Source organism: Pseudoflavonifractor sp. (genome assembly GCF_050943825.1).
Classification (GTDB): domain Bacteria; phylum Bacillota; class Clostridia; order Oscillospirales; family Oscillospiraceae; genus Pseudoflavonifractor.
Window position 1 is genome coordinate 13,909 of the sequence record NZ_JBMNPX010000013.1, and the last position, 21,958, is coordinate 35,866.

A 21,958-nucleotide genomic window follows, 5' to 3' on the forward strand; every position below is an offset into this window, starting at 1 on the left:
GGCGCGTTCCGGCGCCGCCGGAGGAGAGTCCGCGCCTGTGCCGGCGTGGCAATCCGCGTCTCCTGTCTCTGCGTCAGTGAAAGGATAAAAGGATAGAGGATATCATGCCATTTTTTAAGCCAAAGGAAGACACCGCCGCTCTGGTGGACTTCGGGCACCTGCCCCGGCACGTGGCCATCATCATGGACGGCAACGGCCGCTGGGCCAAGAAGCGGGGCCTGCCCCGTACGGCGGGTCATGCCGCCGGCGCGGAAAATTTCCGCACCATCGCAACCTACTGCAAGGAGATCGGCCTGGAGTACCTGACGGTCTACGCCTTCTCCACTGAGAACTGGAAGCGCCCCGCCGAAGAGGTCTCCGCCATCATGGGTCTGCTGAAGAAGTACCTGATTGAGGCCATCGGCAAGATGGAGCGGGACCGGGTCAAGATGTGCTTTTTCGGAGATCTGTCCCCGCTGCCCCAGGAGCTCCAGGACCTGTGCGAGCAGACCCGGGAAATCTCCAAGCACTACGAGGGCGTGCAGGTCAACATCTGCCTGAATTACGGCGGACGGGATGAGCTGGTGCGGGCGGCCAAGGCCTTCGCGCTGGACTGCGCCGCCGGAAAAGCCGATCCCAACCACCTGACGGAAGCCCAGTTCGGCAACTATCTCTTCTCCGCCGGGGTGCCCGACCCCGACCTTGTGATCCGGCCCAGCGGGGAGGAGCGAATCTCCAATTTCCTGCTTTGGCAGTCGGCCTATGCGGAATACTATTTTACAGACGTGCTCTGGCCGGACTTCAATCAAGACGAGCTCCACCGGGCGCTGGCCGCCTACCAGCACCGCCAGAGGAGATTCGGAGGTGTCATCAATGGTTAAACGAGTCGCGGTGGCGGTGGTATGCATCCCGCTCCTGTTCGTGGTGTTTTTTGTTCTCCCTGAGATTTTCATTCCCATCATGATCTCCGCCCTGTCCATGGTAGCCCTCCATGAGGTGCTGTGGTCCACGGGCTTTGTGAAGAACGCCTGGATTTCCGGGCTGTCCATTGCGCTGTCCGGTGTGGTACCCTTCTGGGTGTATATCGGCCAGGGCATGCGCTCGGCGTTGTGCGGTATCTTCATCTACTTTGTCTGCATCTTCGTGGTGGCCATCTCCAGCCACTATACGGTGACCCTGGAGAAGATGGGCGGCTCCTTCTTCTTTGCCATGCTCATCCCTTACTTCCTGTCCACCTTCGTGCGGATCGACCAGATGCCCATGGCGGACTACCTGATCCTCCTGCCCCTGGTGGCGGCCTTCACCAGCGACGCCTTTGCCCTCTTTGCGGGCATGGCCTTCGGCAAGCACAAGCTGGCCCCTGAGCTCTCCCCCAAGAAGACGGTGGAGGGTGCCGTGGGCGGCCTGGCGGGCGCGGTGATCTGCTGCCTGATCTACGGCGTGGTGATGCAGTTCGGCTTCCAGCTGAAGGTGAACTACGTCTTCCTGGCTATCTACGGCCTGCTGGGCAGCCTGGTATCCCAGCTGGGCGACCTGTCCTTCTCCTATATCAAGCGGCAGTACGGCCTGAAGGACTTCGGCAACATCTTCCCCGGCCACGGCGGCGTGCTGGACCGGTTTGACAGTGTTATCTTCTGCGCCCCCCTGATTGAGATTCTCATCTACTGGATGCCCGCCATCAGCGCGTAACAGCGGACAGGGGAGAACAGATAAGGAGCGGATTGTATATGAGAAGAATTTCCCTCCTGGGCTCCACCGGCTCCATCGGAACACAGTCCCTGGATGTGATCTCCGCCTGCGGCATGACCGTGGCGGCGCTGACCGCCAACCGGGATGTGGAGCGGATGGAGGAGCAGGCCCGGCGGTTCAAGCCCGAGCTGGCGGTGATGATGGCCCCGGCCGCAGCCGCCGATCTGCGGGTGCGGCTGGCGGACACGGGAATCCGGGTGGTCTCTGGTCCTGAAGGGCTGACGGAGGCCGCCGCCCTGCCCTCCGCCGACACGGTGATCACCGCCGTAGTGGGTATGGTGGGCCTGAAGCCCACCCTGGCGGCCATCGCCCAGGGCAAGCGCATCGCGCTGGCCAACAAGGAGACCCTGGTCTGCGGCGGCGAGCTGGTCATGTCGGAGGCGGAGCGCTGCGGCGCGGAGATTGTCCCCGTAGACTCGGAGCACTCCGCCCTGTTCCAGTCCCTCCAGGGCTGCCGGGACAGGGGAGAGGTCCGCAGGCTGATTCTCACCGCCTCGGGCGGCCCCTTCTTCGGGTACACCCGGGAGCAGCTGGAGCACGTCACCCTGGACCAGGCCCTCAAGCACCCCAACTGGTCCATGGGCGCCAAGATCACCGTGGACTCCGCCACCCTGATGAACAAGGGCCTGGAGTTTATCGAGGCCATGCGGCTCTACCACATGCCGCCGGAGAAAATTTCCGTGGTGGTGCACCGGGAGAGTATAGTTCACTCCCTGGTGGAATACTGTGATAATGCCATGATCGCCCAGCTGGGCAGCGCGGATATGCGCCTGCCGATCCAGTACGCCCTCACCTGGCCCGCACGGACTCAGGCGGTGGCAAAGCCGCTGGATCTGCTGACCTGTCCGCCCCTCCACTTCGCGCTGCCGGATATGGAGGTCTTCCCCTGCCTGGGGCTGGCCATCGGCGCGGCCCGGACGGGAGGTACCGCCACAGCGGTACTCAACGGCGCCAATGAGGCGGCGGTGGGGCTGTTCCTGGAGCGGAAGATTGGCTTTATGGACATTCCCCGTCTGGTGGAGCGGGCGCTCAGCCAGGTGTCGCCGGTGTACGGCGGCGGCCTGGCGGAGATTCTCGACGCCGACAGGGCAGCCCGGGACGCAGTACTGTCCGCCGCAACCCAACGCTAGGAGAAGCATTCTATGATCATCGTCTATATCCTCATCGCAATTCTCATGTTTGGGCTGCTCATTGCGGTCCATGAGCTGGGCCACTTTGTGGCGGCCAAGGCCGTGGGCGTCAAGGTCAACGAGTTCGCCATCGGCATGGGCCCTCGCATCCTCCACCGGCAGAAAGGGGAGACAGAGTATACCATCCGCCTCTTTCCCATCGGCGGCTTCTGCGCCATGGAGGGGGAGGAGGAGGACTCAGGCGACCCCCGCGCCTTCGGCAACAAGCACACCTGGCAGCGGCTGATTGTGCTGGCTGCCGGTGCGTTCATGAACTTTGTCAGCGGCGTGGTGATTTTCGTCATTCTTTTTTCCGGCACCACCAGCTATGTCAGCCCGGTCATCGCCGGCTTTATGGACGGCTTTGCCGCCCAGGGCGAGGATGGCCTGATGGCAGGCGACCGGATTGTGGAGGTGGACGGCCACGCCATCTACCTCCAGGAGGACATCAGCCTGTTCTTCAACCGCGCCGGCGAGGTGATGGATATCACCGTGGTGCGGGATGGAGAGCGGGTGGAGCTGGAGGACCTGTCCATGCCCTGGCTGGCCATGGTGGACGAGAACGGAAATCCGGTGCTGGACGGGAACGGCAACCAGGTCCTCAAGCGGGGCATCAATTTCACCATAAAGGAAGCCAATGTATTTGACCGGCTGCGGCTGGCCTGGTATAATTCCATTGATACCATCCGGCTGGTGTGGGTCAGCCTGGGCGACCTGTTCACCGGCACAGTGGGCCTCCGGGATATGTCCGGCGCGGTGGGCATCGTGACCATGATGAGCGATGTGGGCACCCAGGCCCAGGAGGCGGCCCAGGCCACCGGACAGAACTGGGTGGCCGCTGTGGCCAGCAGCATCGCCTATTTTGTGGCCTTCATCGCCATCAACCTGGCGGTGATGAACCTGCTGCCCATTCCCGCCCTGGACGGCGGACAGATTCTGTTCCTCATCGTGGATAAAATCTACAACCTCTTTTCCAAGCGGCACATCCCTCAGAAGTATCTGGGCTACATCAACGCGGCCGGCTTCATCTTCCTCATCGGTCTGATGATTCTGGTGGCCTGCTCCGATGTACTCAAGCTGTTCGGAAAATAAAAGGGGAGACGGCAGTCTCCCGGCAGGCACCTCTCCTCCTGTATGGGAGGGGAGGTGCCTGTCCCTACACATATGGTGAACGGGGGAGATACCTATGACAAAGCAGATTATGGTGGGCGGCGTACCTGTGGGCGGCGGCGCTCCGGTGACCATCCAGTCCATGTGCAACACCCGTACCGACGACGTGACGGCCACGGTGGAGCAGATTTTCCGCCTGGAGGCCGCGGGCTGCGAGATCATCCGGGTGGCTGTACCCGACATGGCGGCGGCCAGAGCGGTGGGCGCCATCCGGGAGAAGATTCACATCCCCCTGGTGGTGGACATCCACTTTGACTACAAGCTGGCCCTGGAGTGCGTGGCCGCCGGGTGCGACGCGGTGCGCATCAACCCGGGCAACATCGGCGGGGAAGACCGGGTGAAGGCTGTGGCCAATGCCTGTAAAGCAAAAGGACTTCCTATCAGAATCGGCGTCAACGGCGGTTCTCTGGAAAAGCCGCTGCTGGCCAAATACGGCGGCGTCACCGCCGAGGCCCTGGTGGAATCCGCCTTTGGCCACATCGCCCTGCTGAACCGGTACGATTTTGACGATATCTGCGTCTCACTCAAGTCCTCCAGCGTGCCCATCACCATGGCGGCCTACCGGCTGATGAGCGAGAAAAGCAATTATCCTTTACACCTTGGTGTCACCGAGACGGGCACCCCGCGTATGGGTGTGCTGAAATCTGCGGTGGGCATCGGCGGCCTGTTGGCCATGGGCATCGGCGACACCATCCGGGTGTCCCTGTCCGCCGACCCCATCGAAGAGGTGTATGCCGCCCGGGACATCCTGAAGGTGTCCGGCGTGCGGAAGGAGGGGCCGGAGCTCATCTCCTGCCCCACCTGCGGCCGCACCCGCATCGACCTCATCGGCCTGGCCCAGCAGGTGGAGGAGCGACTCCAGACCGTGACCAAGCCCATCACCGTGGCGGTGATGGGGTGCGTGGTCAACGGCCCCGGTGAGGCCTCCGCCGCAGACGTGGGCATCGCCGGCGGCGACGGCGTGGGCCTGCTATTCCGCCGGGGCGAGATTGTGAAGAAGGTGCCCCAGGAGCAGCTGGTGGACGAGCTGTTCCAGATGATTGACGAGCTGTAAAGAGAGCGGGCCGGGGAGAGAATTCCACGGCTCTGAGTGAAACCGTGTGTGGGAGCGTTGGTGCTATGCCTGAGCAAAAGATACCTTTTTTAAAACTGTTTTCCGCCTGGCAGCCGGAGGGGGAGCTGGCGGCTCTGGCCGCCGGGTGCAATGTGACCGGGGCGGTCATCGACCGGGCGACCCGATCCATCTCCGCCCGGGTGGAGTGCCCGTCTCAGCCTGCCGATGACCTGCGGCAGCGGTGGGAGCACTCCCTGGCCGACGCCTATCAGGTGGGCCGGGTGATGTTGGAGCTGCTGTGCCCCCAGAGCGAGGCGGCGGCCGCGCCTGAGGTCCCCATTGCAGCGGAGCCCCAGCCAGAGCCTGTCCAGGCGCCGCCCGTGGAGCAGGCACCTCCCGCTGCGGAGCCGGTACCCGTACCTCAGGAGCCTGTCCACCAGGAGACCGAGGCCGAGGCCGCCTTCCGCCGCACCGAGGAGATCCGCCGTGAAGCCCTCCAGAAGCTGAAGGTGTGCCGCCCGTCCGCCAGGAAGCCGGACAGCAAAAAGAGCACGGGCAAGCTCATCTTCGGCCGCCGGGAGATCAAGGGCGAGGCCACGGAGATGAAGACGCTGGACCTGGACATGGGCACAGTCATCGTCAAGGGCGACGTCTTTGCCGTGGAGCACAAGGAGCTGAAGAAGCGTGGCGCCTGGGTCATCGGCTTTGACATGACCGACTACACCGGCTCCATCCATATCAACAAGTTCTGCCCCGGCGACGAGGGCAAGCCCATCGTGGACAGCGTGAAGGAGGGCATGCACCTCCTGGTCCAGGGCAAGCTGACGGTGGACCGGTTCTCCGGCGAGATGGTGCTGGAGCCCTACGCCATCATGGAGGGGAAAAAGGAGAGCAAACAGGACAACGCCCCGGAGAAGCGAGTGGAGCTTCACCTCCACACCACCATGTCCTCCATGGACGCCCTGACCCCCACCAAGGCGGTGGTCAAGCGTGCGGAGGGCTGGGGCCACCGGGCCATCGCCATCACCGACCACGGCGTGGCCCAGTCCTTCCCGGACGCCTGGCACGCCGCCAAGAACATCAAGGTGCTCTACGGTGTGGAGGCCTATTACATCAACGACGTGGATGACCGGGTGGTGGTCCACGGGGAGCAGGAGCAGGACTTCACCGGCGAGGTGGTCTGCTTCGATATTGAGACCACTGGCCTGGACAACCGGCGGGACGTGATCATCGAGATCGGCGCGGTCATCCTGCGCAATGGCGAGATCGCCGAGACCTTCGATACCTTTGTCTCGCCCGGCCGTCCTCTGAGCCGTGAGATCGTGGAGCTGACCAGCATCACCGACAAGATGCTGGAGGGGGCTCCCTCCCAGGAGGAGGCCATCCGGGCTTTCCTGGAGTTCGCCGGAGACCGCCCACTGGCCGCCCACAATGCCGAGTTCGATATGGGCTTCATCGCTGAGGGCTGCCGCCGGTACGGCATCCCTTTTGAAAAGACCTCCATCGACACCCTGATTCTGGCCCAGAATCTGCTGCCCGACCTGGGCAAGTACAAGCTGGACATTGTGGCGGAGCACCTGCGGCTGCCGCCCTTCAAGCACCACCGGGCCGACGCGGACGCCGGCATGGTGGCCTACATGCTGGTACCCTTCTTTAAGATGCTCCAGGACCTGGGCATCCACACGCTCCAGTCCATCAACCCGGAGATGACTCGACTGCGGGTCAAGGGCAAGGCCCGCCGCCAGCCCAAGCACCTGATTGTGCTGGCCAAGAACAACATGGGCCTGCGGAACCTGTACACCCTCATCTCCAAGGCCCACCTGGAGCACTTCAAGCGGTACCCCATCATGCCCAAGAGCCTGATCAATGAGTACCGGGAGGGCCTGATTCTGGGCTCCGCCTGCGAGGCGGGCGAGCTCTTTGAGGCGGTGGTCAAGCACAAGGACTTCAATGAGCTCAAGCGCATCGCCTCCTGGTACGACTTCCTGGAGATCCAGCCCCTGTGCAACAACGCCTTCATGCTCCGCAAGGGCATGGTCCAGAGCGAGGAGGAGCTGCGGGACTTCAACCGCACTATCGTGGCCCTGGGCAAGGCGCTGGACAAGCCGGTGTGCGCCACCGGCGACGTCCACTTCCTGGACCCGGAGGACGAGATTTACCGCCATATCCTGCTGGACACCAAGGGCTTTGAGGACTGTGACGCGCCGCTGCCCCTGTACTTCAAGACCACCGAGGAGATGCTGGAGGAGTTCTCCTACCTGGGCAAGGAGGACTGCTACAACGTGGTGGTCCGCAACACCAACCTGGTGGCCGATTGGTGCGACCGCATCAATCCTCTGCCCAAGGGCCTGTTCGCCCCCAAGCTGGAGGACTCTGCCGGAGAGCTGTCCCGGCTGGTGTGGGGGAAGGCCAAGTCCCTCTACGGCGAAGAGGTGCCCCAGATTGTGTCCGACCGTATCAATGCCGAGCTGGGAGACATTCTGAAGCGGCACTACGACGTGATCTACATGTCCGCCCAGAAGCTGGTGCAGAACTCTCTGGAGCACGGCTATCTGGTGGGATCCCGTGGCAGCGTGGGCTCCTCTCTGGTGGCCTTCATGTCGGGCATCACGGAGGTAAACTCCCTGCCGCCCCATTACCGCTGTCCCAACTGCAAGCACTCCGACTTTGAAATCGCCAAGGAGCTGGGGGCTGGCTGCGGCGCGGACATGCCCGACGCGGTGTGCCCGGTCTGTGGCGCCCAGTACGCCAAGGACGGATTTAACATCCCCTTCGAGACCTTCCTGGGCTTCGGCGGCGACAAGGTGCCCGATATCGACCTGAACTTCTCCGGCGAGTACCAGGCCAAGGCCCACCGGTACACCTTCGAACTCTTCGGCGAGACCCACGTGTTCCGGGCCGGCACCATCGGCACGGTGGCGGAGAAGACCGCCTTCGGCTACGTAAAGAAGTACCTGGAGAAGCGGGGCATCCACGTGCCCCGTGCGGAGGAGAACCGGCTGGCCCACGGCTGTACCGGCGTCAAGCGTACCACCGGCCAGCACCCCGGCGGCATGGTGGTCATCCCCCAGAACCGGGAGATCTACGATTTCTGCCCGGTCCAGCACCCCGCTGACGACCCCAACACTGACATTGTCACCACCCATTTCGAATATCACTCCATGGAGTCCAACCTGCTGAAGCTGGACATGCTGGGACACGATGACCCCACCATGATCCGCATGCTGGAGGACCTGACCGGCGTCAACGCCCGGACGGACATCCCTCTGGATGACAAGAAGACCATGTCCCTCTTCACCTCTTCGGAGGAGCTGGGCTTTGTGGACGACCCGGTGCTGGGCCCCACCGGCGCGGTGGCCATCCCCGAGTTTGGCACCTCCTTTGTCCGGGGCATGCTGGAGGATACCAGCCCCAGCGAGTTTGATATTCTCATCCGTCTGTCCGGCTTCTCCCACGGCACCGACGTGTGGCTGGGCAACGCCAAGGACCTCATCGTCAACCAGGGTATCCCGGTCGGCCAGGCCATCGGCTGCCGCGACGATATCATGCTCTTCCTCATCTCCTGCGGCATGCCGGAGAAGCGTTCCTTTAAGATCATGGAGTCGGTCCGAAAGGGAAGAGGCCTGCCCGAGGGCGCGGAGGACGAGATGAAGGCCGCCGGCGTGCCCGACTGGTACATCGGCTCCTGTAAGAAGATTAAGTATCTGTTCCCCAAGGCCCACGCCGTGGCCTACGTGATGATGGCCTTCCGTATCGCCTGGTTCAAGGTCCACCGACCTCTGGCCTTCTACGCGGCCTATTTCTCCATCCGCGCCAAGGCCTTTGACGAGACCTACATGTGCCGGGGCATGGATGTGGTGAAGGCCAAGATGAAGGAGATCAGGGCCAAGGACAAGGAGGCCACCGCTGTGGAGCAGGACATGCTCACCACCCTGGAGGTGTGCTATGAGTTCTATCTCCGTGGCTTCACCTTTGAGCATGTGGACCTGTACAAGTCTCACGCCATCAACTTCATCTTCAGCCAGACCAACGACAAGGCGCTGATTCCGCCCTTCTCGGCCATCCCCGGCCTGGGCGAGACGGCGGCCTGGTCCATCATGGAACAGAGGGAGGGCAAGGAGTTCATCTCGGTAGAGGAGTTCTCCGCCGCCTGCCCCAAGGTGTCCAAGACCCATATCGAGCTGCTCAAAGCCGCCGGCGCCATGGATGGAATGCCGGATACCAGCCAGATGACTCTGTTCTGAGGCGGTGTTTTCTCTGTGGCTGCGCAGGTGACCGGAGTGATCCGGCCGCCTGCGCAGTTCTGCTTTTTCCGGGCGGACAGCGCAGGAACGGTCAGAGGGAACTGGTAAAAAATTGTTGACTTTAGCGTAGTAATGTGCTACTATGAAAAAGCAAAAATCGGGCATAGGAGGCATTTAGGGTGAATTACACGGTACATACCCCCGAGGGCACCCGGGACCGGCTGTTTGCCGAGTGCAGGGAGCGGCGCCAGGTCCAGCGGGCGCTGACGGCGCTCTTCCGCCGCCGTAGCTATGCGGAGATCATCACCCCCGAGGTGGAGTTTTACGACCTCTTCCTCCAGTCGGGCAACCCCTTGCCCCAGGAGGCCATGCTGAAGATTATCGACCGCTCCGGCAAGATTATGGTCATGCGGCCTGACTGCACCACCCCCATCGCCCGGGTGGCGGCCACCAAGCTGCGCACCGTGCCCCTGCCCCAGCGGCTCTACTATGACCAGACCGTGTTCCGTTCCGGTGACGCCCACCGGGGCGGCAGCAGCGAGATTGCCCAGTGCGGCGTGGAGCTCATCGGCGCGGCAGGGAAGAAGGCCGACCTGGAGATGGTGGCTCTGGCCGTGGACGCCCTAAAGGCCGCTGGTCTGGAGCAGTTCCATGTGGAGTTGGGCCACGTGGGCTTCTTCCGGGAGCTGACCGCCCGGGTGGATATGCCCGCTGCGGCGGCGGAGCAGATGCGATCCCTCATCGAGGGCAAGAATTTCGCCGCCCTCAACGACCTGCTGGAGCCCTATGACGGCCAGCCCGCTGTCCGCCCTCTCCGCCGCCTGCCCTACCTCTTCGGCGGGGCAGAGGTGCTGGATGAGGCGGAGACCCTCTCGGGCGGCAGCGACGCCCTGGACTACCTGCGAGACCTGTACGGCGAGCTGAAGCACGCGGGGTACGGGGACCACATCCGCTTTGACCTGGGGCTGGTCCATCAGATTGACTATTACACCGGCGTGGTCTTCCGTGGCTATGTGGAGGGGGCGGGGGACGCCGTCCTCTCCGGCGGCCGGTACGACAAGCTGGTAGGCGCCTTCGGGCGGCCTGCCCAGGCCACCGGCTTTGCCGTGGACGTGGACGCAGTGGCAGCCTGCCTGCCCGCAGCGGTGCCCGCCGGGCTGGAGATGCTGATTCACTACGGAGACGGGGAGTTTGCCAAGGCCCTGGCGGTGCTGGATGTCCGGGAGCCGGGCTCCTGCGAGCTGTCCCCCTGCCGGGCTCTGGAGTCCACCCTCAGCCTGGCCCGGGAGAAGGGGGCGTCCGTGGTGCTGGTGCTGGAAAACGGCGGAGAGAGGTTGGTGGAGGTATGAGTCAGAATCTGAGAATTGCCCTGACCAAGGGCCGCCTGCAGGACAAGGCCGTGTCCCTCTTTGAGGCCATGGGACTGGACTGTACCCCCATCAAGAATCCGGGCCGCCGTCTCATCCACACCATCCCCAACTATCCGCTGGACGGGGTGCTGGCCAAGGCGCCCGACGTCATCACCTACGTGGAGCACGGCGTCTGTGACCTGGGCATCGCCGGGAAGGACACCATTCTGGAGCAGGGCGGCGCCTTCTACGAGGTGCTGGACCTGGGCTTCGGCAAGTGCCGCTTCGCCCTGGCGGTGAAGGAGGGCAGCGACTTCTACGGCACCTATAAGACCCGGCGCATCGCCAGCAAGTACCCCAACGTGGCCCGTGCCTTCTTTGCCAAGAAGGGCATGGACGTGGATATCATCAAGATTGAGGGCAGCGTGGAGCTGGCCCCCATCCTGGGCCTGGCCGATGCCATCGTGGACATTGTGGAGACGGGTGCTACTCTGAAAGAGAACGGCCTGGTGCCCATCGAGACCGTGGCGCCGGTGAGCGCCCGGCTGATTGTGAACACAGCCAGTATGAAGCTCCGCAAGGCGGAGATTCAGGATTTTATCGCCAGATGTGAGCGGGAATTGGAGAAAAAGTGATGCTGGAGATTATCCGTGCCGACGGAACGGCGGAAAAAAATAAAATCGCCGCCATGCGGGCCAGAGCGGCCGAAGTGAGTGCGGACGTGGACCGCGCGGTGGCTGATATCCTAAGCAATGTAAGGGAGAACGGCTTTGCAGCTGTAAAGGAGTACTCCCTCCGGTTTGACAAGGCGGAGCCCCGGGAGATCTCCCGGGAAGAGCTGGACGCGGCCTACGCCGCCTGCTCCCCGGAGCTGATCGCCGCCATGGAGCGGTCCGCCGCCAACATCCGGGACTATAACGAGCATCTGCTCTCCCGCACCATGGAGTGGCGCTCGCCCGACGGCGGCGTGGTGGGCCGGGTGGTCCGTGGATTGACCCGGGTGGGTATCTACGTGCCCGGCGGTACGGCGGCCTATCCCTCCTCGGTGCTGATGAACGCGGTGCCCGCCAAGGTGGCGGGGGTGGAAGAGATTGTGATGGTCACACCCCCCACCGAGAACCTGAACAGCGCCGTGCTGGCCGCGGCAAAAATCGCCGGGGTGGACCGGGTCATCGCCGTGGGCGGCGCTCAGGCGGTGGCGGCCCTGACCTACGGGGCTGGTTTTATTCCCAGAGTGGATAAGCTAGTGGGGCCGGGCAACGCCTTTGTGGCGGCGGCCAAGCGGATGGCCTACGGCAAGCTGGACATCGACATGGTGGCTGGCCCCTCGGAGGTGCTGGTCATTGCCGACGGCAGTGCCAACCCGGTGTATGTGGCCGCCGACCTTCTCAGCCAGGCTGAACACGACCGGCTGGCCTCTGCCGTGCTGCTCACCACCAGCATGGAGCTGGCTCAGGTGGTGGACAAAGAGATTATCCGCCAGACCGGGTATCTGAGTCGCAGCGAGATTATGGAGGCATCTCTCCGGGACTTCGGCTGCGCTATTGTCTGCGATACCCTGGACGACTGTGCCGCCCTGGCCAACGAGATTGCTCCCGAGCACCTGGAGATTGTGACTGAGAATCCCAGGGCCCTGCTGCCCGCCATCCGCAACGCCGGCGCAGTGTTCCTGGGCGCCTGGTCCCCGGAGCCTCTGGGGGACTATATGGCGGGACCGGATCACGTGCTGCCCACCAGCGGCACCGCCCGTTTCTTCTCGCCTCTGAGCGTGGACAGCTTCCTCAAGACCATGAGCGTCATCGCCTACGAGAAGGAGCAGCTGGCGCCGGTGAAGGACCGGATCATCGCTCTGGCCGAGGCGGAGCGGCTCACCGCCCACGCCAACGCCATCCGGGTGCGCTTTGAAGAGGCACCGTCCAAGGAGGAATGTTGATGGAGACCCATGTGTACAGGGCGGGGGACGCCCCCGTCCGGGCCTATACCATAGAGCGCAAGACCAAGGAGACCCACATCAGCGTGAACCTCTGCCTGGACGGGGGAGAGGTGAAGGTGTCCACCGGCATCGGCTTTTTTGACCATATGCTCCATGCCCTGGCCTTCTACGCCGGGTTCGGCCTGGAGCTGGAGGCCAGGGGCGACCTGGAGGTGGACGGCCACCACACAGTGGAGGATACCGGCATTGTCCTTGGCCAGGCCTTCCGGCAGGCCATCGGCGACCGGAAGGGCATCCGCCGCTTTGCCAGCGCCTATGTGCCCATGGACGAGGCCCTGGGTTTCACCGCCCTGGACATCTCCAACCGGCCCTTCCTGGTCTACGAGGCGGAGATGCCCCAGGAGCGGATGGGGGAGTATGACGCCTGCCTTACCGAGGAGTTCATGCGGGCCTTGGCGGTCAACGGGGGTCTGACCCTCCACATGAAGGCCCTCTACGGCCGTAATTCCCACCACATTACCGAGGCTCTGTTCAAGTCCCTGGGCCTGGCCCTGAAGGACGCGGTGAAGGTAGAGGGGAGCGGTGTCACCTCCACCAAGGGGGTGCTGTGATGGGCTATACCGCAATCGTGGATTACGGCGTGGGCAACCTGAAGAGCATCGCCAACGCCATGGATTATCTGGGCCTGCCCACCCAGGTCACCGACGACGCCGGGACTCTGGAGCGGGCCGACGCCATCATCCTGCCCGGCGTGGGAGCCTTTCCTGACGCAGCGGAGCGGCTGCGCCGGTCCGGGCTGGACAAGGTGGTGGTCACCCAGGCGGAGCAGAAGCCCATCCTGGGTATCTGCCTGGGGATGCAGCTGCTCTTCGACATGGGCGAAGAGGTGAGAGACTGTAAAGGGCTTGGACTTGTCCATGGCCGTGTCAAGCGGATTGAGACCGATCGCAAGCTGCCCCACATCGGCTGGAATAGCCTGACCTTCCAGAACAACGCTCCCATCTTCCGGGGGCTGGAGGATGGCGCGTGGGTCTACTTCGTCCACTCCTACTGCGGCGTGGCGGCCTCGGAGGAGGACGTGATTGCCCGCACGGAGTACGGCGTGTCGGTGGTGGCGGCGGTGCGCAGCGGCAATGTGTACGGCTGCCAGTTCCACCCGGAGAAGAGCGGGGAGACCGGCCTGCAAATCCTGAAAAACTTTGGGGAGCTGAACCGATGAAACTTTTTCCTGCCATTGACATGAAAGATAGTAAGGTCGTAAGGCTTTACAAGGGGGATTTTGCAACGGTCCACCAGGTCGCCGACGATCCCCTCACCGTGGCCCGTGCCTTCTACGACGCCGGCGCCCGCCACATCCACATGGTGGACCTGGACGGCGCCCGCAGCGGCGTGCGGGTCAACTTCCCCATGATCTATCAGGTCATCCAGAACTCCGGCCTCAAGGTGGAGCTGGGGGGCGGCATCAAGACCGAGCTGGACGTGATCACTGTGGGCGAGTCGGGCGTGGACCGGCTGGTCATCGGCTCTGCGGCAGTCACCAACCCGGGCTTGGTGTCCTACGCCCTGGGGCTCTACGGGGACCGGGTGGCCGTGGGCATCGACAGCCTCAGCGGAAAGGTACGCACCGCCGGCTGGGAGGAGAACTCCGGCCTGGACTACCTGGAGTTTGCCGCTCAGATGGAGTCGCTTGGTGTAAAGAATATTATCTTTACAGATATTGCGACAGATGGTATGCTGTCCGGCCCCTCCTATGAGCAGCTGGCGCAGCTCCAGAAGACGGTGTCCTGTAACATCACCGCCTCGGGCGGTGTGTCCTGCCTGGACGATATCAAGCGCCTGCGGGACATGGGGCTCTACGGCGCCATCATCGGCAAGGCCTACTACGCCGGGACCATCGACCTGGCGGAGGCGGTAAAGGAGGCTGGGGACCAGTGCTAGCCAAACGGATTATCCCCTGCCTGGACGTCCGGGACGGCCGGGTGGTCAAGGGGGTCAACTTTGTCAACATTCGGGACGCAGGCGACCCGGTGGAACTTGCCAAGTACTACTCGGACGCGGGCGCGGACGAGATTGTCTTTCTGGATATCACCGCCACCAGCGACAACCGGAACACGGTGGCCGACGTGGTGGAGCGGACGGCGGAGCAGGTCTTTGTGCCACTGACCGTGGGAGGGGGCATCCGCACCCTGGAGGACTTCCAGCTGCTGCTCCGGGCCGGGGCGGACAAGATCTCGGTGAACTCTGCGGCGGTGAAGGACCCCACCCTCATCTCCCGTGCGGCGGAGCGGTTCGGCTCCCAGTGCGTGGTGCTGGCCATCGACGCCCGCAGCAGGGGGGACGGCACCTGGGAGGTGGTGACCGCCGGAGGCCGCAACCCCACCGGGCTGGACGCGGTGGAATGGGCCAGAGAGGGCCAGCGGCTGGGAGCGGGGGAGATCCTCCTCACCTCCATGGACGCCGACGGCACCAAGGCCGGCTTTGACCTGCCCATGACCAGGGCTGTCACCCAGGCGGTGAGCATCCCGGTCATCGCCTCGGGGGGCTGCGGCAGTCTGGAGCACTTTGCCCAGGTCTTTGAGAAGACGGACTGCGACGCGGCTTTGGCGGCGTCCCTCTTCCACTTCGGTGAGCTGACCGTGGAGGAAGTCAAGGAATACCTGCGGGGCCGGGGCATCCCGGTTCGCCGGTCGGAGAAGAGCCAGTGGATAGGAGGCCGGCTGCATGTTTGATTTGGAAGCGCTGTTTCAGAAGTCGGAGCTGATTCCGGTGATCATCCAGGACGCGGACACCCTGGAGGTGCTGATGCTGGGCTTCACCAACAAGGAGGCGGTGGAACTGACCATCAAAACCAAGACCGCCTGGTTCTGGAGCCGCAGCAGGCAGAAGCTGTGGAACAAGGGGGAGAGCTCGGGCCATTTCCTCCACGTGGAGCGGATGGTCACCGACTGCGACACCGACACCCTGCTCTACTTCTGCCATCCCGTGGGCCCCACCTGCCACACCGGGGCCAAGAGCTGCTTTTTCCGGGAAATCGCAATGGAGGAATGACACATGAACGATGAAGTTTTGAAGAGACTCTACCAGGTGGTGCTGGATCGGAAGGCCAATCCTCAGGAGGGGTCCTACACCTGCTATCTCTTTGACAAGGGCGTGGACAAGATTCTCAAGAAGGTGGGTGAGGAGTGCGCCGAGACCATCATTGCCGCCAAGAACGGCGTGGAGGAGGACACGGTGAACGAGTGCTCCGACCTGCTCTACCACCTGATGGTCCTGCTGGCAGCCCAGAACATCCCACTGGACGCGGTTCTGGCCGAGCTGGACCGCCGCAGCGCCAAAATCGGCAACCTGAAGCAGATGCGGGTTACCGACCACAACACCTGAATACAAAAAGGCCATATCCGCAGTCTTACGGATATGGCCTTTTGTCTGGATTTGTAGTATACTGGTTGCCGGATATCAGTTCTGCCGCAAGGAGGAATTTTGAAATGAATGCCTTTACCTATCATGTACCGACCAAGGTTATTTTTGGTGAGAATACGGAGACTCAGGCCGGACAGGCGATCCGGGACGCCGGTGGCAGCAACGTGCTGGTCATCTACGGCGGCGGCAGCGCGGTGCGCAGCGGCCTGCTGGACCGTGTTACCGCCTCGCTGGAGGCGGCCGGACTGCCCTGGCAGGCGGTGGGCGGCGTACAGCCCAATCCCCACCTGGGCCTGGCTCAGGAGACGGTGGACAAGTTCCGGGACAAGGGCATCGACTTTGTGCTGGCAGTGGGCGGCGGCAGCGTCATCGACACGGCCAAGGCGGTGGCCCACGGTCTGGCCCGGCCCGACGTGCCCATCTGGGACTATTACAGCGGCAAGGCCAAGGTGACGGCCACGCTGAAAAAAGGATCCGTCCTCACCATCGCGGCGGCGGGCAGTGAGACGTCGGACTCCGCCGTGCTCACCAACGAGGGGAATGGTCAGAAGAAGGGCATCAACACCCCCTTCAACCAGCCGGATTTTGCCATTATGAATCCCGCTCTGACATGCACTCTGCCGCCCCGGCAGACGGCCTGCGGCGTGGCTGACATCATGATGCACACCATGGACCGCTATTTCAGCGTCCAGACCGACAACGCCCTCACCGACGGTATTGCCGAGGCGCTGCTCCGCACGGTGATTGAGTACGGGCGGGTGGCCATGGACAACCCGGAGGACCTGAAGGCCCGGTCCGAGATTATGTGGTGCGGCAGCTTGTCCCATGACGGCCTCACCGGTCTGGGCCAGCCCAAGGACTTCTCTGCCCACGCCCTGGGCCACGAGCTCTCGGGCATGTTCGACATTCCCCATGGCGAGAGCTTGACCATCATGTGGCCTGCCTGGGCCCGGTATGTGTACCGGGATGCCCCCGGCCGCTTCGCCCGCTTTGGCCGGAATGTCTGGGGTATCCAGGATGGAGATGAGGAGCGGGCCGCTCTGGCGGCCATCCGGGCCACCGAGCAGTATTTCCGCCATGTGCTGAAGCTGCCCATCTGCTTCAGCCAGGCCATGGGCGTGCAGGACGATGCTACCCTCCGGGACCTGGCTGTGCGTTCCACCTACTACGGCGGCCGCCGGGTGGGACAGCTCCACCCCATGGAGAAGGACGAGATTTATCTGGTCTACCAGCTGGCCAACCACTGAGAAAAGCGCAGCGGCGCCCGTAAGGGCGCCGCTGCGGCTTGATTGTCAGCCCTTCCAGAAGCTGACCTTGTCCGGGTCGTACTGGTCTGTTCTGGGCCGCTCCTCGGCGGGCCAGCCCAGGGCTACGATGCCCACGGGGAGCAGGGTGTCGTCCAGCCGGAAGTAGCGGGAGAAGCCCTCAACCCGCTCCGGCTTGGGGGCCACCGCGCACCAGCATGCGCCCAGTCCCTGGTGTACCGCCTCCACCAGCAGGTTTTCAATGGCGGCGGCGCAGTTGACGTACAGATACCCCTCGCTGGCCTCGGCGCTGCGGTCGCCCATGACCATGATGGCGGCCTGAGCCTGACGCATCATGCCTGTGTAGGGCTGGAGGGACGGGATGTCGTCCAGGGTTTTCCGGTCGGTGATGACCAGGAAACGCCAGCTCTGGGTGTTGCGGGCAGAGGGGGCGTTCATGGCGGCCCGGAGCAGCTCGGTGATGACCTCCTCCGGGATGGGGCGGTCAGTGTAGCGGCGGATGCTGCGGCGGTCAAACAGTTCTTTCAGCATAGAGGTTCCTCCTTGACGCATTGCGGATGGTGAAACAGAAAAGCGGGGTAGAGCTGATTTTTGACGCCATAATTATAGCATACGCGGCAAAAAAGCGAAAGGCAAAAGGGGTGCAGCGGGAAAGAGCGTGAAAAAAATTGACAAGTGCACGGTACTGGGGTAAACTAATAAAATAAGTACGAAACCCGCCTCACGGGAAAAATACAGCCAACGAAAACAGAGTGAGTGTGATGAAACGATGAGAAAGCAGAAGGTATCCAGCGCCGTAATCCGGCGTCTGCCGCGGTATTACCGCCATCTGAACGATCTCTTTCAAGCCGGTACTGTCCGGATTTCCTCCAACGCCCTGGGCAGCTCCATGGGCCTGACCGCATCTCAGATCCGGCAGGACCTGTCCTGCTTCGGCGAGTTTGGCCAGCAGGGCTACGGCTATAATGTAGAGAAGCTGCGGGGTGAGATCTCCGACATTCTGGGTATGAACCGCTCTCATACGGCGGTGATCCTGGGCGCCGGTAACCTGGGCCGGGCACTGATTGAGAACTTCCACTTTGAGAAGAACGGCTTCCAGCTGACGGCGGCCTTTGATGTGAACCCGGATATTGTGGGCAGCACCATCGGCGGCGTGACCATCCGCCATGCGGATACGCTGGAGGAGTATATGAAGGAGCATCCCACCAGCGTGGGCGTGCTTACCGTTCCCGGCCGGGTGGCCAATGGCCTGGCGGAGCGTCTGGTGGCCGCCGGCGTGAAGGGCATCTGGAACTTCACCAATATTGAGCTGAACCTGCCTGACGCCGGCAATGTGATCATTGAGGACGTGCACTTTGCCGACAGCCTGCTGGCGCTGAGCTATATGATTTCCGAGACAGACTGAGACCCCGGGAGTAAAATATGAGACGAATTGCGGCAGCCCTGCTGGCTATGCTTCTGCTGGCCGGCTGTGTGGCGGCGGTAGCGGCGGGCGGAAGTGCATCTGACCCGCTGCTGACCCAGTCCTATCTGACCAATACCTATATTCCCGAGACCGTGGCACAGGCGGACAAGGAGATCGAGAGCGGGCTCAATGGGGTCTACAATGACGCGCTGACCAAGCTCAAGACGCAGGCTGAGCTGTACCAGGCCCGGGCGGACGCGCTGGCCGGGGAGGGCGGGGGATATGCCGCCTCCTTTACCGAGCAGCGGTTCAAGCGGGGGGATGTCATCACGCTGGACACCGGCTCCAGCGGCATGCTGCTGGCCGGGTCCGCCACCATCTCTTACACCTCGGGCGGCGTGGTGGATATGACCACAGCCGCTGACGTGGCCTCCGGCACGGCCATGACGGCCCAGCACCGCTATCTGGCCGCGGAGAATACCATGTGCCAGCTGACCATTACCTCAGACACCGCTGTGCTGGCGCCTCAGGGGTTTTATTCGGTCACTAAAAGCGATGCCACGGACTACAACGAGCTGGCCAACGCCCTGAAGGAGATGGGACTGTTCAAGGGCGGCGATACGGCCTACGGCGATGGGCTGATGCTGGAGAACGCCCCCACTCGGATTGAGGGACTGATCATGTTCCTGCGTCTGCTGGGAGAGGAAGAGGCGGCTCTGGCTGTCACAGACCCCTGTCCCTTTGTGGACGTGCCTGAGTGGTGTCAGAACTACGTGACCTACGCCTATGCCAAGGGGTATACCAAGGGCGTGGGTGCGGACAGCCCGGAACTGTACTTTGCCCCCTATGTGACCATCACTGCCGGTGAGTATATGACCTTTGTGCTCCGGGCACTGGGTTATCAGGACAGCGGCGACAACCCGGACTTCCAGTGGGATTCGGCGCTGCTGCGCAGCCTGGAGCTGGGGTGCATCACCGACGGGGAGTACAAGCTGCTGGTGGAGGAGCCCTTCCTTCGGGCCCAGGTGGCCTATGTGTCCTACTACGCGCTGGACGCCAAGATGAAGTCCGGCGGGACCCTGCTCAGCCATCTCTCTTCGGTGGGTACGCTGGATGCCGCCAAGGTCAAGAAGGTGCGGGACAGCGTGGTGACAGAGCGAATTGCATAACGAAATCCCCGGCAGCCCAATGGACTGCCGGGGATTTATTCTTTCCATCTCAGCCTGTGATGCCGCGGCCCGCACCAATCAGGGCGTGGGGCATAGTATGAAGTGAGGCCGCGCAGGAGAAGCCGCAGGGCAGACTCCGGCAGCCGGTCTCCATTTCATTTCAGGAGGTACTTCATTATGGGGTGCTGCAATAACGGTTCCGGCTGGGGTGGCTGCGGCTGCCTGTGGATCATCATCCTCATCATCATTCTGTGCTGCTGCTGCGGCGGCGGGAGCATGGGTGGCTGCAACAACGGCTGCGGCAATAACTGCGGCTGCTGAGAGAGCAGACTGAACATAAGAACGAAGGGCCGGGCGCACGCGCGCCCGGCCCTCTGTCATGAGAACACGGAAATAGTAGGGGAGACTCAGCCGCCCAGCTGGGTGATACCCTTGCGGATGCGGGCGAGGGCCTCGTCCCGGCCCAGGATGTGGCACAGTTCCACAGCGCCGCCGGGGGTGACGGCCTTGCCGGACAGGGCGGTGCGCACCGGCCACATGATCCGGCCGTTCTTCAGCTCCAGCTTCTCGGCCAGACCGATGAGGGCGTCGTGGATGGTGTCGTAGGTCCAGTCGGTGAGCCCCTCCAGCACGGGGAGCACCTGATTGAGGGCCTCCAGGGAGTTGGCCTCGTTGGTCTTCATCTTCTTGTGGCAGTAGAGCTCGTTGGAGTACTCGGGCAGGGCGTCAAAGAAGTCCACCTGGGGGGCGATATCCAGCAGGGTGTCGCACCGGGGCTGGACCAGGGGAGCGATGAGCTTCAGGTCAATGCCGGGGGTCTTGACGGCCTCCTGGAGGTAGGGCTCAGCCAGGGCGTAGAAGTCCTCGGCGGAGAGCTCCCGCAGGTACTTGGCGTTGAAGTAGCGCAGCTTCTCAATGTCGAAGATGGCGGGGGACTTGGAGATGCCGCCGATATCGAACACACGGGAGAGCTCCTCCAGGGAGAAGAACTCCTGCTCGCTGTACTCGCCCCGGGGGGACCAGCCCAGCAGGGTGACGTAGTTGACCACAGCCTGGGAGAGGAAGCCCTGGGCGATGAGGTCCTGGTAGGAGGGGTCGCCGTGGCGCTTGCTCATCTTGTTGTGGGCGTCCCGCATGACGGGGGAGCAGTGGATATAGGTGGGCACTTCCCAGCCGAAGGCCTGGTAGAGCAGGTTGTACTTGGGGGCGGAGGAGAGGTACTCGCTGCCCCGGACCACGTGGGTGATGCCCATCAGGTGGTCGTCGATGACGTTGGCGAAGTTGTAGGTGGGCAGACCGTCGGACTTGATAAGCACCTGGTCGTCCAGGGTGTCGTTGTCCACGGTGATGTCGCCGAACACGGCGTCGGAGAAGGTGGTGGTTCCGCCGGCGGGGATTTTCTGGCGGATGACGTAGGAAGCACCGGCGGCAATCCGGGCCTTGGCCTCCTCCAGGCTCAGGGAGCGGCAGGGGTCAGCGGCCCGGTCAAAGTTGCCGCTCTCCTCCTCACTCTCGGTCTTCTCGCAGAAGCAGTAGTAAGCGTGGCCCCGCTCCACCAGCAGCTCAGCGTACTTGCCATAGGTGTCCCGGCGCTCGGTCTGGATATAGGGGGCCACAGGGCCGCCGATATCAGGACCCTCGTCCCAGGTCAGGCCGCACTCCCGGAGGGTTTTGTAGATGACCTCGGTGGCGCCTTCCACCAGGCGCTCCTGGTCAGTGTCCTCAATGCGCAGGATAAAAGTGCCGCCCTGATGGCGGGCGATGAGCCAGGTGTAGAGGGCGGTACGCAGGTTTCCGATGTGCATATAGCCGGTGGGGGAGGGGGCGAAGCGGGTGCGGACTTTGCCCTTGGGGATGCGGGCCTCCATGTCGTCAAACCATTTCATATCCATGGTGATGCCTCCAGTGGTAATAATTGTGAGAATCACGCCGACAGGCGGAAGTTCTTCTGATCTTTACCATTCTAAAGGTAAGGGTAAAACTTGTCAAGCGGTACGCCATGTGGTATGATAAACTGGTATGTAAATATGCGCCCCGAGAGAGGGAAAAAGT

Annotated in this window: 21 protein-coding genes; 19 read left to right on the plus strand and 2 right to left on the minus strand. The window is 62.9% G+C overall.

Translation table 11 applies throughout. The features are described from left to right. Positions 1–104: 104 nt before the first annotated feature. The 16 genes from ACOX7T_RS10765 (at position 105) to ACOX7T_RS10840 (ending at position 17,314) form a co-directional block, all read left to right on the plus strand. Positions 105–860, plus strand: a complete 756-nt coding sequence (locus ACOX7T_RS10765) for an isoprenyl transferase (RefSeq protein ID WP_433442605.1) — start codon at positions 105–107, stop codon at positions 858–860. Then, complete coding sequence (locus ACOX7T_RS10770) at positions 853–1,668, plus strand: phosphatidate cytidylyltransferase (RefSeq protein WP_433442607.1); 816 nt, start codon at positions 853–855, stop codon at positions 1,666–1,668. The genes ACOX7T_RS10765 and ACOX7T_RS10770 overlap by 8 nt, the downstream gene beginning before the upstream one ends. A 38-nt stretch (positions 1,669–1,706) precedes the next feature. Continuing rightward, entirely contained in the window at positions 1,707–2,858 is a 1,152-nt protein-coding gene (gene dxr / locus ACOX7T_RS10775; protein WP_433442609.1) for a 1-deoxy-D-xylulose-5-phosphate reductoisomerase, read from the plus strand. Positions 2,859–2,870: 12 nt separating this feature from the next. Then, positions 2,871–3,989 (plus strand): M50 family metallopeptidase, encoded by a 1,119-nt coding sequence (locus ACOX7T_RS10780; protein ID WP_433442611.1) that lies wholly within the window; start codon positions 2,871–2,873, stop codon positions 3,987–3,989. A gap of 94 nt (positions 3,990–4,083) precedes the next feature. Then, on the plus strand, positions 4,084–5,121 hold the full coding sequence (gene ispG / locus ACOX7T_RS10785) for a flavodoxin-dependent (E)-4-hydroxy-3-methylbut-2-enyl-diphosphate synthase (RefSeq protein WP_433442613.1): 1,038 nt from the start codon (positions 4,084–4,086) through the stop codon (positions 5,119–5,121). Between the two features lie 65 nt (positions 5,122–5,186). Further along, complete coding sequence (locus ACOX7T_RS10790) at positions 5,187–9,365, plus strand: PolC-type DNA polymerase III (RefSeq protein ID WP_433442615.1); 4,179 nt, start codon at positions 5,187–5,189, stop codon at positions 9,363–9,365. Positions 9,366–9,544: 179 nt separating this feature from the next. Beyond that, positions 9,545–10,714, plus strand: coding sequence for an ATP phosphoribosyltransferase regulatory subunit (hisZ, locus tag ACOX7T_RS10795; protein ID WP_433442617.1), 1,170 nt, complete (start codon positions 9,545–9,547; stop codon positions 10,712–10,714). Next, positions 10,711–11,349 (plus strand): ATP phosphoribosyltransferase, encoded by a 639-nt coding sequence (gene hisG / locus ACOX7T_RS10800; RefSeq protein ID WP_006574523.1) that lies wholly within the window; start codon positions 10,711–10,713, stop codon positions 11,347–11,349. Before hisZ ends, hisG begins: the two co-directional genes overlap by 4 nt. Beyond that, a complete protein-coding gene (hisD, locus tag ACOX7T_RS10805; RefSeq protein WP_433442619.1) occupies positions 11,349–12,647 on the plus strand; it encodes a histidinol dehydrogenase in 1,299 nt (432 codons plus the stop codon). The genes hisG and hisD overlap by 1 nt, the downstream gene beginning before the upstream one ends. After that, entirely contained in the window at positions 12,647–13,258 is a 612-nt protein-coding gene (hisB, locus tag ACOX7T_RS10810) for an imidazoleglycerol-phosphate dehydratase HisB (protein ID WP_433442621.1), read from the plus strand. Before hisD ends, hisB begins: the two co-directional genes overlap by 1 nt. Next, the gene (gene hisH, locus ACOX7T_RS10815; RefSeq protein WP_433442623.1) at positions 13,258–13,866 is read left to right on the plus strand and encodes an imidazole glycerol phosphate synthase subunit HisH; all 609 of its coding nucleotides are present in this window, start codon (positions 13,258–13,260) and stop codon (positions 13,864–13,866) included. Before hisB ends, hisH begins: the two co-directional genes overlap by 1 nt. Continuing rightward, positions 13,863–14,585 (plus strand): 1-(5-phosphoribosyl)-5-[(5-phosphoribosylamino)methylideneamino]imidazole-4-carboxamide isomerase, encoded by a 723-nt coding sequence (gene hisA, locus ACOX7T_RS10820; RefSeq protein WP_433442625.1) that lies wholly within the window; start codon positions 13,863–13,865, stop codon positions 14,583–14,585. The genes hisH and hisA overlap by 4 nt, the downstream gene beginning before the upstream one ends. Further along, the gene (gene hisF / locus ACOX7T_RS10825; protein WP_433442627.1) at positions 14,579–15,376 is read left to right on the plus strand and encodes an imidazole glycerol phosphate synthase subunit HisF; all 798 of its coding nucleotides are present in this window, start codon (positions 14,579–14,581) and stop codon (positions 15,374–15,376) included. The genes hisA and hisF overlap by 7 nt, the downstream gene beginning before the upstream one ends. Next, positions 15,369–15,695 carry a phosphoribosyl-AMP cyclohydrolase gene (gene hisI, locus ACOX7T_RS10830; protein WP_433442629.1) on the plus strand — a complete coding sequence of 109 codons (327 nt, stop codon included), beginning with the start codon at positions 15,369–15,371 and terminating at the stop codon, positions 15,693–15,695. The genes hisF and hisI overlap by 8 nt, the downstream gene beginning before the upstream one ends. A 3-nt stretch (positions 15,696–15,698) precedes the next feature. Further along, entirely contained in the window at positions 15,699–16,028 is a 330-nt protein-coding gene (gene hisE, locus ACOX7T_RS10835) for a phosphoribosyl-ATP diphosphatase (protein WP_148316681.1), read from the plus strand. 104 nt (positions 16,029–16,132) lie between these two features. Then, positions 16,133–17,314 carry an iron-containing alcohol dehydrogenase gene (locus ACOX7T_RS10840; protein ID WP_433442631.1) on the plus strand — a complete coding sequence of 394 codons (1,182 nt, stop codon included), beginning with the start codon at positions 16,133–16,135 and terminating at the stop codon, positions 17,312–17,314. Between the two features lie 45 nt (positions 17,315–17,359). On the opposite strand, the gene ACOX7T_RS10845 is transcribed toward ACOX7T_RS10840, so the two are convergent. Beyond that, positions 17,360–17,863, minus strand: coding sequence for a nitroreductase family protein (locus tag ACOX7T_RS10845; protein WP_433442633.1), 504 nt, complete (start codon positions 17,861–17,863; stop codon positions 17,360–17,362). A 238-nt stretch (positions 17,864–18,101) separates the two neighbouring features. Between ACOX7T_RS10845 and ACOX7T_RS10850 the strand changes: the two genes are divergently transcribed. The 3 genes from ACOX7T_RS10850 (at position 18,102) to ACOX7T_RS10860 (ending at position 20,227) form a co-directional block, all read left to right on the plus strand. Then, positions 18,102–18,737 carry a redox-sensing transcriptional repressor Rex gene (locus ACOX7T_RS10850; protein WP_433442635.1) on the plus strand — a complete coding sequence of 212 codons (636 nt, stop codon included), beginning with the start codon at positions 18,102–18,104 and terminating at the stop codon, positions 18,735–18,737. Positions 18,738–18,754: 17 nt separating this feature from the next. Beyond that, entirely contained in the window at positions 18,755–19,906 is a 1,152-nt protein-coding gene (locus tag ACOX7T_RS10855) for a hypothetical protein (RefSeq protein WP_433442637.1), read from the plus strand. A 177-nt stretch (positions 19,907–20,083) separates the two neighbouring features. Continuing rightward, a complete protein-coding gene (locus ACOX7T_RS10860; RefSeq protein ID WP_433442639.1) occupies positions 20,084–20,227 on the plus strand; it encodes a hypothetical protein in 144 nt (47 codons plus the stop codon). An 86-nt stretch (positions 20,228–20,313) separates the two neighbouring features. Here ACOX7T_RS10860 and gltX read toward each other — a convergent pair whose 3' ends face one another. Then, positions 20,314–21,798, minus strand: coding sequence for a glutamate--tRNA ligase (gene gltX, locus ACOX7T_RS10865; protein WP_433442641.1), 1,485 nt, complete (start codon positions 21,796–21,798; stop codon positions 20,314–20,316). Positions 21,799–21,958 lie beyond the last annotated feature (160 nt).